Source organism: Escherichia sp. MOD1-EC7003 (genome assembly GCF_002965065.1).
In the GTDB taxonomy this organism is placed as follows: domain Bacteria; phylum Pseudomonadota; class Gammaproteobacteria; order Enterobacterales; family Enterobacteriaceae; genus Escherichia.
In genome coordinates this window covers 66,312-80,120 of record NZ_PTRE01000039.1, presented here as the reverse complement: position 1 = coordinate 80,120, position 13,809 = coordinate 66,312, and the positions used below count along the sequence as shown (strand labels likewise).

Sequence of the window (13,809 nt, the reverse complement as noted above, 5' to 3'; positions counted from 1 at the left end):
GTCTTGCAGTAGTCATGAAATGTTATAATATCACACTTCTCATATTCATTACGATGATTGGTCGCATTATGTTACATAAAAAAACGCTTCTTTTCGCAGCATTATCTGCCGCTCTCTGGGGCGGTGCAACACAGGCCGCAGATGCTGCAGTTGTCGCTTCGCTTAAACCCGTTGGGTTCATCGCATCTGCCATTGCTGATGGGGTAACAGAAACGGAGGTTTTACTTCCTGACGGCGCTTCAGAACATGATTATTCATTGCGTCCATCGGATGTAAAACGCTTACAGAACGCGGACTTAGTCGTTTGGGTTGGCCCGGAGATGGAAGCGTTCATGCAAAAACCGGTAAGTAAATTACCTGAAGCGAAACAGGTAACGATCGCGCAGCTAGAGAATGTGAAACCGCTGTTGATGAAAAGTATTCACGGCGATGATGATGATCACGACCACGCGGAAAAAAGTGACGAAGCTCACCATCACGGCGATTTCAACATGCATCTTTGGCTTTCCCCAGAGATAGCGCGGGCTACAGCGGTTGCAATCCATGGAAAATTAGTGGAACTTATGCCGCAAAGTCGAGCCAAACTTGACGCCAACCTGAAGGATTTTGAGGCACAATTAGCCTCAACCGAAACGCAGGTTGGTAACGAGCTCGCGCCGCTCAAGGGGAAAGGTTATTTCGTTTTTCACGATGCTTACGGTTACTTCGAAAAACAGTTCGGACTGACGCCGCTTGGTCATTTTACCGTTAACCCTGAGATTCAACCTGGCGCGCAGCGTTTACATGAAATAAGAACACAGTTGGTTGAGCAAAAAGCAACCTGCGTTTTTGCTGAGCCACAGTTCAGGCCAGCGGTCGTTGAGAGTGTCGCACGAGGGACATCTGTTCGAATGGGAACGTTGGATCCTCTGGGGACGAATATCAAACTGGGCAAAACGAGCTATTCAGAATTCCTGAATCAATTAGCCAACCAGTATGCGAGCTGCCTGAAAGGAGATTAATGAGGAAGTGATGACGTGCAACAGATAGTCCGCTCTGTCGCCTTGGCGTTTAATAATTTACCGCGACCACACCGCGTTATGTTGGGGGCGCTCACCGTCCTTACTTTGGCCGTCGCTGTCTGGCGGCCCTATGTTTATCACCGCGATACCACGCCAATTGTCAAAACCATTGAGCTGGAACAGAACGAAATTCGTTCGCTCTTACCTGAAGCCAGTGAGCCGATTGATCAAGCTGCACAAGAAGATGAAGCTATTCCCCAGGATGAACTGGATGACAAAATCGCCGGTGAAGCGGGTGTGCATGAATATGTTGTTTCCACTGGCGATACGCTAAGCAGCATTCTCAATCAGTATGGTATTGATATGGGTGATATCACCCAGTTGGCTGCTGCCGACAAAGAATTGCGTAACCTGAAAATCGGTCAACAACTTTCCTGGACATTAACCGCGGACGGCGAATTGCAGCGCCTCACCTGGGAAGTCTCTCGTCGGGAAACCCGAACCTATGACCGCACTGCCGCTAACGGTTTTAAAATGACCAGCGAAATGCAGCAAGGGGAGTGGGTTAACAATCTGCTGAAAGGTACTGTCGGAGGAAGCTTTGTAGCCAGCGCCAGAAACGCCGGTTTAACCAGCGCTGAAGTGAGCGCGGTGATTAAAGCCATGCAGTGGCAAATGGACTTCCGCAAACTGAAAAAAGGCGATGAATTTGCGGTGTTAATGTCACGTGAAATGCTTGATGGCAAACGTGAGCAAAGCCAGCTTCTGGGCGTACGTTTGCGTTCAGAAGGTAAAGATTATTACGCTATCCGCGCGGAAGATGGCAAATTCTACGATCGTAACGGTACGGGTCTGGCGAAAGGATTCTTGCGATTCCCGACGGCGAAACAGTTCCGTATTTCGTCTAACTTTAACCCGCGTCGTACTAACCCGGTGACCGGTCGCGTTGCGCCACACAGAGGTGTTGATTTCGCTATGCCACAGGGTACGCCAGTGCTTTCCGTGGGTGACGGTGAAGTGGTGGTTGCCAAACGCAGCGGCGCAGCAGGATATTATGTGGCTATTCGTCATGGTCGCAGCTACACCACGCGTTATATGCACTTGCGCAAGATTCTGGTGAAACCGGGACAGAAGGTGAAACGTGGCGACCGTATCGCGCTTTCCGGTAATACCGGGCGTTCAACCGGGCCACATCTGCACTATGAAGTATGGATCAACCAGCAGGCCGTAAACCCGCTAACGGCAAAACTACCGCGTACCGAAGGACTGACCGGCTCCGATCGTCGTGAATTCCTGGCGCAGGCCAAAGAGATTGTGCCGCAGCTACGGTTTGATTAATTAACATCCATTCGCAGCCGGTACGCAGTCAGTACCGGCTTTTTTATTTGGTGCGGGGCAAGTTGCGCCGCTACACTATCACCAGATTGATTTTTGCCTTATCCGAAACAGGAAAAGCATGGAAACGAAAAAAAATAATAGCGAATACATTCCTGAGTTTGATAAATCCTTTCGCCATCCTCGCTACTGGGGAGCATGGCTGGGTGTAGCAGCGATGGCGGGTATCGCTTTAACACCGCCAAAGTTCCGCGATCCCATTCTGGCACGGCTGGGCCGTTTTGCCGGACGACTGGGTAAAAGCTCACGCCGTCGTGCGTTAATCAATCTGTCGCTCTGCTTTCCAGAACGTAGTGAAGCCGAACGTGAAGCGATTGTTGATGAGATGTTTGCCACCGCGCCCCAGGCGATGGCAATGATGGCTGAGTTGGCAATACGCGGGCCGGAGAAAATTCAGCCGCGCGTTGACTGGCAAGGGCAGGAGATCATCGAAGAGATGCGGCGTAATAACGAGAAAGTGATCTTTCTGGTGCCGCACGGCTGGGCCGTCGATATTCCGGCTATGTTGATGGCCTCGCAAGGGCAGAAAATGGCAGCGATGTTCCATAATCAGGGCAACCCTGTTTTTGATTATGTCTGGAACACGGTGCGCCGTCGTTTTGGCGGTCGTCTGCACGCGAGAAATGATGGTATTAAACCTTTCATCCAGTCGGTACGTCAGGGCTATTGGGGATATTATTTACCCGATCAGGATCATGGCCCAGAGCACAGTGAGTTTGTTGATTTCTTTGCTACCTATAAAGCGACGTTGCCCGCGATTGGTCGTTTGATGAAAGTGTGCCGTGCGCGTGTTGTACCGCTGTTTCCGATTTATGATGGCAAAACGCATCGCCTGACGATTCAGGTGGGCCCACCGATGGATGATCTGTTAGAGGCAGATGATCATACGATTGCGCGGCGAATGAATGAAGAAGTCGAGATTTTTGTTGGTCCGCGACCAGAACAATACACCTGGATATTGAAATTGTTGAAAACTCGCAAACCGGGCGAAATCCAGCCGTATAAGCGCAAAGATCTTTATCCCATCAAATAAAAAACAGCCTCTCAAATTATTGAGAGGCTGTACTTGAAAAAAAATCTCAATGAGTATTCTCACTATTTTGAGTTTTTAGGTTAGTACGCTATTGAGTTAATCGTAGCGTGATAATTTCAAAAGGTTTTAACTCAAGATTGCAATATTGATTACAATAAAAGCTGTCATCTAACTTATTTTCTTGAAGATCGACATATTGAACGTAGTGATAATTACATATCCATGAAAGCATGGCTGAAATTTCCAATCCATGACTCTCATATAATCTTACGATTATACCGTCGCCGTCTTCAGCTAATTTTATTGTTTCGATGATAACGCTGTTAGTATCGATAGCAAAAAATGATAGTGAAGGGGGTAATTCACCCGGGTGTGGTTTGACAGGGACGACCTGTAAGGGATGATTCATTATATAGGCCTGATTAATAACACCACCCACACGGTAATCTCCATGATGAGGAAATAAGGAGAATGTGAATTTTTGTTTACCAATATCTGCAAAATTATTAATCAGGAAATTATCATAATTGTCTGTCTTAACAACTTCCCCAGGTTTGTGCTGCGAACGCAGCAAAGTTAATTCAAGCGTCTGGTCTTTGACACGATAGCCATATTTGTTTTTTGCTATTAAAGCTATGCCAGTTTCTTGATCAGAAAGGTCGACCCAGTGATGTGCTGGTATTTCATCTTTGGCAAAAGCGAACGAATCATTGCTATGCGTTGGTCTGTCAATTACACCGAACTGAATTTGACATTGTGCAAGAGATGTTTGTACTGACACCGGGAATTTTACTTTGAGAGAAACATTAGGTTCGTGCCAATCAATAAAAGTTTGGACATCAACGCGTGGGCTGTCCTGTGTCAGGGTAAATGCTAAGCGAAGATAAGATGAATTGTAGTGATAAATCAGCGTCATCGTAGTTTTAGGCCCGCTGATCACAGTTGTCATTTTTTCAGCGAGTAAAACATATGATTCCCCATCACGATAATTTGGAGCAAAATCCCAGGCCGCGAAAAAACCTGCATCTTCGTGGTATGCACGGATCTCACTGTGCATATTTTCAGTAATGTATTCTTTACCATATCTTTTATCATATAGTGAAATTAAATCACCGTTTTCTGAAAAAAGAAGTTTAATGTAATTATTTTCAATACTTCGAGATTCAGCCTTCAGACCATTTACGATCTTATTCTGAGGTTCAATCACAGTATAACCATAAGAGTTTACTCGTGCTTTGAGCCAGTTGTTATTAATATTGATCCATTCGTTACGAGCAAAGCAGGTGGTATTAAATAAAATGTGCGGATCTTTATAAGATGAAGTGTCAATTTTACTTAATAAAGTAGACCGCGCATCCGAAATAATTTTCTCGGTTTTTGCTTCTAGTTTAAGATATTCCTTTTCCGTTTCATGATAAACTCTTGAAATACATGAGCCGGGAAGGATGTCATGGAATTGCAAGGTCAGCATCTCTTTCCATATTTCATCAAACTCACTGCGAAGAATTGATGTCATATTATTAGTAATAGTTATAAAAAATTCAGCATCATGGAGTTTATTTTCCATATTTCGGTTATGGGCTTTAGTTGCTGACTCTGATGTATAGCACCCTTGATGAGCCTCGAAGTAAAGTTCACCCGAAATAATGGGCAAGGATTCGCGAAAGGCGTCGGCGTGAGTGAAGAACTTATCAACACGGCTGAAATCAACATGAGGTAAACCATCAATATTGCGTATACGTGTTAATCGTTCTATATGTTCCTCACCGGGGCCAGCACCGCCATCACCGACACCATACACCATAAGCGCATAGGGACAGCTCTCTTTTTCATTATAGTTTTGTTCAATATATTCTAAAGAGCGAGCACGTGCTCGGCTATCATACGTATCTTCAGGAAAGTTATGCATCAGAATTTCTGAGCCATCCAGGCCCTGCCAGCGGAAAAGGTAATTATTAAATTTATTAATCTTGTTTTGTGAGAGCTTTTGCGATGCAATATAGTTAATGCCTGATTTTTTGAGAATTTGTGGAAGCGTCGCGGGGAATCCAAAGACATCCGGTTGCCAGACATAATTTATCTTCTTTGAAAAATTCTGCTGTGTGAATCGTGTCCCATGCATGATTTGCCTTATAAGCGATTCTCCACTTACCAGATTTAAATCGCATTCGACCCAGAAGCAACCTTGTAATTCAAAGCGGCCTGCGGCGATTTGTTTTTTTAACTTTTCGAAGAAATAGGGATAATCTTTTTTTATCCAGTGAAAAAGTTGGTACTGACTAGCGCCAAAAATGTAATCAGGATATTTTTCAATGTTTGCAAGGGCGGTGGCAAATGTTCTTATTGCTTTTCTGCGTCCTTCTCTTAAAGGCCACATCCACGCTATATCTAAATGGGCATGACCAGTAGCCATAATCCTGAACTCTGAAGGATTATTGTTTTTATTGATTATGGATTGGATTGCAGCTTGACATTTAATTATTTCTTCATTGCTAAAGGTAATTAACGTATTATCAATATATTCGAGAATTCTTATGATTTCGTCAGTACGCTCGCTTCTTTTGGTGATGATTTTTTCTGGGATGATACCTTTAGGATGTATGGATTCAAACTTCTGACCATCATTAATCCAGTCGAAAAGCACTTCAACATCATAATAAAGGGATTTCAGTAGCTGATTACATGTCGCGATATGAACATCAGTAATAATCCCTCCATTAGTGACATAGCCAAATAAATCATTGCAGGCAGCATCAATCCAAAACTCAACCTCGTCATTTTCACTAACGAGAGAAAGATCAACCACCCATTTACCCGGTTTATCTGGCGGTACGCCATAAGATGATGTTTTATTCGTGATGCCGCAGATGGGTGAACCATTCTTATCCACAACAAGACCTTCGCCACCGATATCAACGAGAGCGACGAGTTTGTGTCTAAATTTATCTGCTGGACGTTTACCATAAACTCGCATCCAGGCACAGTCAAACAGTTGACCCCAGTCTGAGCCAACGGTGAGTTTCTGGTAAGCGCCGCTACGGCGATAAACAAAAGGCTGCGGTTCTTTTGTTATCCATGCTTCAATCGACATTTCAGAGACAACAGTATAAACTCTCTGACCTATTTTATTCGACAGTTTGATAATATCATCAGTAAGGTACATAGAAATCCCTTTAGTTAATTATAATACTCGAGAAATATTAATTCTCTATATTGGAGAAAGTTACTTTGCGAAGAATGGTTTGACCAAACGGTATAGGTTTTCTGACTATTTTAGTCTTGTTTAAATAAAAACTCCCTTCAATGTATTGTTTGCCCTCTGGTGAGGTTGAATATGAAAAAGATTCCAAATCAGCATAAGAGAACTGGATCGATTCATCAACTCTACTACAGGGTATGTATCCTGAGTCATAATATTTCCCGTTTAGCAGATTCTTTTTAATTAAAATATCGCTCTCAAGCTCAATTGCATATAAAACTGGACCTCTGGAAATATAAGTGTCACCACATAAGTCAGTATTAAACTGTATATCAGCTATAAATTTTATGTCAATCACATCATGATGTTGCCATGTTCTATCTAAAATAATAAGTGAGTTTTGGGTATCACTTTTAGTAAAAGTAACACCATTAATAATCATCATTTTTGCCCAGCCGGGGTAACGGAAACTGAGAGAAAAACGAACAGATGACTCAGGCTCAATGAGACATTTTACGCTTAAATCATGAGGGTATTCAGTTAATTGTGTAATTTTAACTGCAACGTTATTATATGTACCATAAAACTCACACGGACCATAAAATAATGCAGTAAAACCATTGTTATTTTCGTGAAACATATTTTCGACAAAAGCCGGTATGGTTCTTGCTGTATTCGGTACGCAGCAGACAGCAGCCTCCTCATGAGTAGGGGAGTATTTATATCTGGTATTAAACTGATTACTGTCCGGATGTTTCCTTTCATTTGCTTCATAACAATTATCAGTCTTACAGTACATTATCGCGTGATGTATGGGATGCTGCATGCCAAAACTAGCATTATAGAATAACCACTCAGCATCATCGGCCAGACCAATGTTAGTGGTCAGTTTTATCAACATAACATAAGTGCTAAATAGCTCATGAACAGAACAATATTCATAGCCTGTATAAGTGGCATTAGCTGTGCGTCCTGTAATCCACTCATCACCAATGGGAGCGCCAGATGGTGTAAGATAATATTTCAACTGGGATAAAAAAATATCTAATGCAGTTTTATATTGCGGCCGTTGGCTCGCTGCGATGGCTAATGCCCTAATATGCTCATATGTATGCACGCCATGACCTTTAAGAAGGTAACCAGGGTCTATGACATTTTTATATTGCAGATCTTGCTCCGACACGCATCCTGCGGAATAATCTTCATACAGCCACAAGCAATATGAGAGATATTCAATGTTATTGGTTATTTCATAAAGGCGGTAGAAAACATCTGTTATTGTTAATCCGTGGCTATGTCCAGCAAAACCATGTTTCACGACGAAAGGATGTGATGTTTCTTTAGGGTAACCAGCCATAATGCATTGTGCGGCTTGGGTAAGAGAAATTAATAAATTCTCATTACGGGTGGATTCATAACATCCAAGCACAAAACGCAATGCAGTAGCTTGTGCCCAGAACTCTCCGTTTTCTGCTATACAATTAAATTTTAATGATGAATCATAAATTCCAATGTAGCCATCATCATCTTGCGTATTGATAAGCTCCAAACATAAATCGCTCGCCTTCTCCTGCCATTCTTTATTATCTAACAAGTAGGCACTGCGGCAATATCCATCCTTCCAATTCGATTGAGTTTCACTATCCCACCAATAATATTGCATCATGTCATCATCGGGATTATTCTGTTTTTTAATAACGCTATCTTCAGAAGAAACAGTGAGTGGAGTTATACGATCTCTTCCATATATTTTATGCTCCGTAATAAGATGGGGAACTAATTTATCCAGTTCTCCTATATGACCGTTCATATACCATTCTATCTTATTCTTTAACCAACCAGTGGGCTTTATGTCGTTAAAAAAAATCATATAAATACCTCTGTATAAAAAAGTTTAGATGTTATAAAAGACAAATAGATTGTGATCGTCTGCAGACGATCACAATGAAAGGAAAATATTAACGGTTTTTGCTATCACTCAAACGTTTTTCATCCTGCACCATATCATTGCCAGATTCATGCAAAGTATTTATTAATGCATTGGCATCAGGATATTGTTGCTGATACTTGGTTAGATATATATCACTATGGATATGTTCGGCAATTATATTGATAAGCAAGCGATTATTCGAGTATAACCCCAGTGATTCAGCTCGTTGTGAAAAAACCATTACTGTCTTCATATCAACAACAAGCATAAAACGATGAGAAGGGTAATATTCTTCTTCATGGTTAAAACGATAATACAGTTCTACACGTGGGTCAGGAGTAATAAGTTTATTAAATGAAAAAACAATAACTCGAACATGTCGATTTAGAGCCTCACAAATTTCATTTTTCAAAAAATGTAAATCAAAATCCGTGTTGAGGTAAATTTCATACTCTGCAGAAGAAAGCATCTCTTTAGCTTTCTGATGTAAATTATCAAAACCAGAGACATTATAAATGAATTCACGTTCATTCTGAAACATCATCTGTGATAATTCTTTTTTCAAAATTTTTATATTGTCAATAGTGCTTTTTTCAATTTGTGAAAGTATGAGCTCAGGAGATTTTGCTTCATATTCTTTAGTTTCACCATCAACAAGAAAGATATAACCGTTCTTGTAAAGATTATCAATAGATGAGTATACAGACGAACGAGAAAGTGAAATTTCTTTTGCTATCTTGTAGCCACTGCTACGACCGTTTTTCAACAGACTGATGTAAACCTGTGCATCGGTGCGAGTGAAACCAAAATTTATCAATTTATTTACCAAATGTATCATAGACGCGCTCCTGAAATGAAAATGAAATCTTACCAATTTTAACATTATTAATTAACATTTTCGAAAAAAATGCTGAGATAAAATGTGTATTTATCGTCATTCATCCTCAAGCTGGTTACAGGTCTACAGCACGTAAGCATTGTGAACTGCGAATCTGAATGCCTTCCAACTATGGTCAGAAGACATGCTCTGACCTAAATGGTAGACTCACTGAGTAAGCGATGTTTTCAACGGTTTATTCATATATGCTCTTTTTAATTGATATATTTTGGTAACTCAATTACCTTGATAAGAATCAGTTCGTGAAGTTAATGACATTTACCAATAAACAGTTCGAGCAGTAAGAAGCCTTATGGAATAGTAAGGTTTAATACCGTTATTCAACTTGGGGTTATTATCATATCAATCACAAATAATTAGTTAGATTTTCTTCTGTGTAAAAATCAAATATATGACAGAAGCTCGTATCAAGGTTGAAATATAAATTTTTTCCAATATCGGCTGTAGTAATTGATTGATCGTTGACTTTTGCAATAAACTCTTTGTTGTTAACGATAAAGTAAAGATATTTTTCACTCCCCATATTTTCAATAATACTTAATGCACCAGTGACAGTATTTATTTCTTTGCAATTCACACTCAAAGAGATATGTTCTGGACGAATACCAAAACAAACGGGTTTGTCTATATACGTTTTGAGTACTGATTGTTTATTCTCAGGTATGTACAACCGAATATTTTGGGCAATGTCAATATAGAGTTTACCGTCTTTCTCACGTACAACCGCATCTATCAAATTCATTGACGGGGAACCAATAAAGCCAGCAACGAATCTGTTAGCAGGGTGGTTATACAGATTAACTGGTGTGTCGACCTGCATTATTCGCCCCTGATTAAGCACACAAATACGATCACCGAGGGTCAATGCTTCAATTTGATCGTGTGTAACATAAATCATGGTTGCTGGGTGACCTTCATCCTTGAGAGACTGATGCAACTGAGCAATTTTGACTCGCATTGAAACACGAAGTTTAGCATCAAGGTTAGATAGTGGCTCATCAAATAAGAAAACATCTGGCTTACGAACAATTGCACGGCCTACCGCGACACGCTGACGCTGACCACCCGACATTTCTTTCGGTTTTCGGTAAAGTAAATCGCTAATTTCAAGTTTTTCTGCAACTTCTTCGACAATTTTCTTAATCTCTTCTTTTGGCCTTTTTTGCATTTTTAAGCCAAAAGCCATATTGTCAAATACAGTCTTATGGGGATACAGCGCATAGTTCTGGAACACCATTGCAATGCTGCGATCTTTAGGTGGAAAGGTATTAACAAGGCGGTCGCTAATGTAAATTTCACCACCAGATACGTCTTCAAGACCTGCAATCATGCGTAATGTAGTTGATTTGGCACACCCAGATGGTCCAACAAAAACCATGAATTCACCATCGTTTATATCGAGATCAATGCCGTGAACAGCTTTGAATCCATTGTCATAAATTTTTTCAACGTTGCGTAGAATTACCGCGGCCATAATCTGCTCTCATTAACAAGAATTTTGGGATACTGATACTCCACCATTCAACGAATGTTGAATGGTGGAGTGCTAAAAATAACTATTTACATGGTGCTACCATGGCGGCTATTGCCTTTTTATCAGGACCAATTTGAATCGTCCAAACATACTTTCCATCGGCAGGAATGACGACTTTTGTATTTTTACCCATGCCGCCTTTTTTAAGTGTTTTAGCCTGATTTAATGGCAACTCAAGACCTGTTACAGTGAACTGCGGGTTCCAGTTCATAGTCGCAAATTGCATTGTTAGCGCACCGGCTTTTTCTGAATAAATAAGCTGATAGATACCATCTCCTTTATAATGCAATTTTCTCTCTGGCTTCATTAACCAATAGCCTTCCGGGAGAGTTCCAGAAATGTAAAGACCCGCAGCAATTGGCCCTCTTTCATTTACATCGGGGAGGTTACATTCTGAATAGCGGGGATCCGCTTTCACAACACCTTCCTGAGTGCCAGAGGGGGAATTTCCATCAACGCATCCTGAAAGAAAACCAGACAACATAATAGCAATAAGTATTTTATTTTTCATTTAAAAGTCTCAATAAAGATAGTATAGCTTAATCAAGCTATTGCTATGGCAGTGTTAATGTATATAAATAATACTTCTCAATGACTCACTGTTTATATACACCATGTTGTTTCGTTAATTTATTAAGGACAGCGAGATTCTTGTTGTACTCTCGCGTATTTTTGGCAGGATAACCAAAAAGATCACTCTTTTCTGGACAAGAATGGCTTACACCTGATTTTGCCTTTATTACCGAATAACTACCAATTGAAATGTGACCGGCGATACCGACCTGACCATGTGTAATAACATGTTCGCCTAAAACAACATGCCCTGAAAAACCGCATTGTGAAACAATCAGGCATTTATTGCCGATTATGCAGTCATGTCCAATCTGCACTTGATTATCAATACGAGTGCCTTGACCAATTATTGTATCTCCAAGTGTTCCTCGGTCAATGGTGTTGTTACAACCGATTTCAACATCATCACCTATGATAACTCTACCGATGCTATCGACTCGGACATATGAATCACGTTCATCAGCCATATATTCAAAGCTATAATTACCGATAGAATTATTAGAATCAATAATAACATCATTACCAATAATAGTGCCTTCTTTAATCACTGTATTCGCATGAATGGCAACATTATCACCTATGGTCACACAGTTCATAATTTTAACACCCGGCATAAAATGGCAGTTCATACCAATCTGGCAGTGTTTACCAATGTATACATCAGGTATCGTTGAAGTGTTTTCTTGCTCAAACAAACGATACTTATGTACCTTATAATATCTTAAAACTTTGTTAAGATTATTCACGTTCAGATAATCGACTACAATCTTTGCCTTAGCGTTAGAACTAGTGATCTCTTCCGGTCCGATAATTATATCCGCACCAGTCGTTGGTATATGCAACAAATCTCCAGGTGTCATAACAATAGATAGTCCACCAACTAAAGGACTATGGATTGGCCGAATGGTATCAACCCTGAGTGATGGATCACCATATAAAGTTCCTTGCATCAACGTTTTAATATCTAGTGCGCTGAACATAGGTTTCCCTCTGTTTAATCAAAAGCGATAGAAAGCATGAACATAAATATTATCCTGATTGAGCTCATTATATTTTTCTTTATCTCCTGGGTCATAGAAGTTTTTGTGCTCTTTCTCCCAGGCATGTTTATATTCAATCTTGGCAATCCAGTCGTCACCTATGTTTTGTTCATAACCTAGAGTAGCTTTTCGAATTGTCTTGAAATAGGTTCTGTTTGCATTGTATTGCAAACTACCTGCATTTTCTGTTTTCCCGTGTCCGAAGCGGGTGCGTAGATACAGATTACCAGCATTTTCAAAAGCATATTTGATAATTGGCTCGTAGTAAGTTTCGGTATAAATACTACGATCGTTTATTTTACCATGATTAAATTCATCGTTATGCTTTTTCTGGTAGAAAAATTCAATACCAAATTCCCATGCACCAAAACGTTTATAGGGCTGAAATAGTATACTTTGACCTTCTTCTTCGCGTACGCCCCAGGAACTCTTATCATTTCGACTGTATAAGTATTCAACGTTTGAATAAAAACCTGCGTTCCAGTCAGAGTTAAAGTACGTCAACGTAGGGCGGAAACTGTTGTCAACTGTAACGGTATGCAAACCTGTTACATAAGGGTTATCTATATTTCCGTCGGTATACATCAGGTCGTATACCAGACTGAAATCGAAACCGTTACCAATAGTGAACGTTTTGTTTAGTGATATATAGTTTTGCAGACTTGTTTCATTTTCGTGATAGCCTTTTTCTTCTTGCCGGCGATCGATAGACTTAAGCCCATAGATAGCTGCAAATTGCCAATTGGGTTGGCTGAAATAGGCCTGGAAAATCTCGTGTGTTTTAGTATATTCCTTTACTGTTTTACCTAAATAGTTATCAGTGCTTTTGGTCTCATATTCAAATGTAGAACCAACATGTCCATTAAAGCCAGCCTGTTCTTCTGACCAGTCATTGTCGGAGGTAAAGCCGCGATCGTTTGCCGCAAAGGCTCCTGTTGATCCTAAAAGGACTGTTGCAATTGAAGCCGATAAGAGATTCTTTTTTATTAAAACCATAAATGAGTTCCTTCCAAAATATCAATTTAAAGTATGATTTCTACTATTTCATGTAGTCGTACCTCATGTACTCCTAAACACTCTGCGGCAATCAAATATTTTTTTTCTTAAAAAATTACTGCAAATGGGATATGCATCACTATTTACAGTTATTCATCATTAAAATCTTATTTGACAGTTGATTTGACTAGATTTGTGTTGATAATGACG

General features: G+C 40.4%; 10 protein-coding genes. 3 read left to right on the top strand and 7 right to left on the bottom strand.

The annotated features are described in order from the left end of the window. The first annotated feature begins 68 nt into the window (after nt 1–68). The 3 genes from znuA to lpxM all read left to right on the top strand — a co-directional run bounded on the left by znuA (nt 69) and on the right by lpxM (nt 3,429). Nucleotides 69–1,001 carry a zinc ABC transporter substrate-binding protein ZnuA gene (znuA, locus tag A7090_RS07460; protein WP_105273564.1) on the top strand — a complete coding sequence of 311 codons (933 nt, stop codon included), beginning with the start codon at nt 69–71 and terminating at the stop codon, nt 999–1,001. Between the two features lie 15 nt (nt 1,002–1,016). Then, the gene (mepM, locus tag A7090_RS07455; RefSeq protein ID WP_105273537.1) at nt 1,017–2,339 is read left to right on the top strand and encodes a murein DD-endopeptidase MepM; all 1,323 of its coding nucleotides are present in this window, start codon (nt 1,017–1,019) and stop codon (nt 2,337–2,339) included. A 118-nt stretch (nt 2,340–2,457) separates the two neighbouring features. Then, entirely contained in the window at nt 2,458–3,429 is a 972-nt protein-coding gene (gene lpxM / locus A7090_RS07450) for a lauroyl-Kdo(2)-lipid IV(A) myristoyltransferase (protein ID WP_105273536.1), read from the top strand. An 88-nt stretch (nt 3,430–3,517) separates the two neighbouring features. Here the strand turns inward: lpxM and A7090_RS07445 are convergent, their stop codons facing one another. The 7 genes from A7090_RS07445 to A7090_RS07415 all read right to left on the bottom strand — a co-directional run bounded on the left by A7090_RS07445 (nt 3,518) and on the right by A7090_RS07415 (nt 13,599). Continuing rightward, a complete protein-coding gene (locus A7090_RS07445; RefSeq protein WP_105273535.1) occupies nt 3,518–6,592 on the bottom strand; it encodes an alpha-mannosidase in 3,075 nt (1,024 codons plus the stop codon). Between the two features lie 37 nt (nt 6,593–6,629). After that, the gene (locus tag A7090_RS07440; protein WP_105273534.1) at nt 6,630–8,498 is read right to left on the bottom strand and encodes a beta-L-arabinofuranosidase domain-containing protein; all 1,869 of its coding nucleotides are present in this window, start codon (nt 8,496–8,498) and stop codon (nt 6,630–6,632) included. Nucleotides 8,499–8,586: 88 nt separating this feature from the next. Beyond that, nucleotides 8,587–9,396: a TrmB family transcriptional regulator gene (locus tag A7090_RS07435; RefSeq protein WP_105273533.1), complete on the bottom strand. Its 810-nt coding sequence runs from the start codon at nt 9,394–9,396 to the stop codon at nt 8,587–8,589. Between the two features lie 406 nt (nt 9,397–9,802). Further along, on the bottom strand, nt 9,803–10,930 hold the full coding sequence (locus A7090_RS07430; RefSeq protein WP_105273532.1) for an ABC transporter ATP-binding protein: 1,128 nt from the start codon (nt 10,928–10,930) through the stop codon (nt 9,803–9,805). Between the two features lie 82 nt (nt 10,931–11,012). Then, entirely contained in the window at nt 11,013–11,501 is a 489-nt protein-coding gene (locus A7090_RS07425) for a glycosidase (protein ID WP_105273531.1), read from the bottom strand. Nucleotides 11,502–11,586: 85 nt separating this feature from the next. Further along, complete coding sequence (locus tag A7090_RS07420; RefSeq protein WP_105273530.1) at nt 11,587–12,543, bottom strand: UDP-3-O-(3-hydroxymyristoyl)glucosamine N-acyltransferase; 957 nt, start codon at nt 12,541–12,543, stop codon at nt 11,587–11,589. Between the two features lie 18 nt (nt 12,544–12,561). Then, nucleotides 12,562–13,599, bottom strand: coding sequence for a porin (locus tag A7090_RS07415; protein ID WP_105273529.1), 1,038 nt, complete (start codon nt 13,597–13,599; stop codon nt 12,562–12,564). Between the last annotated feature and the right edge of the window lie 210 nt (nt 13,600–13,809).

What these genes read in the sequence shown, in the direction of transcription:
- znuA (WP_105273564.1), top strand. Translation starts at nt 69, where the DNA reads ATGTTACATAAAAAAACGCTTCTTTTCGCAGCATTATCTGCCGCTCTC.
- lpxM (WP_105273536.1), top strand. Translation starts at nt 2,458, where the DNA reads ATGGAAACGAAAAAAAATAATAGCGAATACATTCCTGAGTTTGATAAA.
- A7090_RS07445 (WP_105273535.1), bottom strand. Translation starts at nt 6,592, where the DNA reads ATGTACCTTACTGATGATATTATCAAACTGTCGAATAAAATAGGTCAG.
- A7090_RS07440 (WP_105273534.1), bottom strand. Translation starts at nt 8,498, where the DNA reads ATGATTTTTTTTAACGACATAAAGCCCACTGGTTGGTTAAAGAATAAG.
- A7090_RS07435 (WP_105273533.1), bottom strand. Translation starts at nt 9,396, where the DNA reads ATGATACATTTGGTAAATAAATTGATAAATTTTGGTTTCACTCGCACC.
- A7090_RS07430 (WP_105273532.1), bottom strand. Translation starts at nt 10,930, where the DNA reads ATGGCCGCGGTAATTCTACGCAACGTTGAAAAAATTTATGACAATGGA.
- A7090_RS07425 (WP_105273531.1), bottom strand. Translation starts at nt 11,501, where the DNA reads ATGAAAAATAAAATACTTATTGCTATTATGTTGTCTGGTTTTCTTTCA.
- A7090_RS07420 (WP_105273530.1), bottom strand. Translation starts at nt 12,543, where the DNA reads ATGTTCAGCGCACTAGATATTAAAACGTTGATGCAAGGAACTTTATAT.
- A7090_RS07415 (WP_105273529.1), bottom strand. Translation starts at nt 13,599, where the DNA reads ATGGTTTTAATAAAAAAGAATCTCTTATCGGCTTCAATTGCAACAGTC.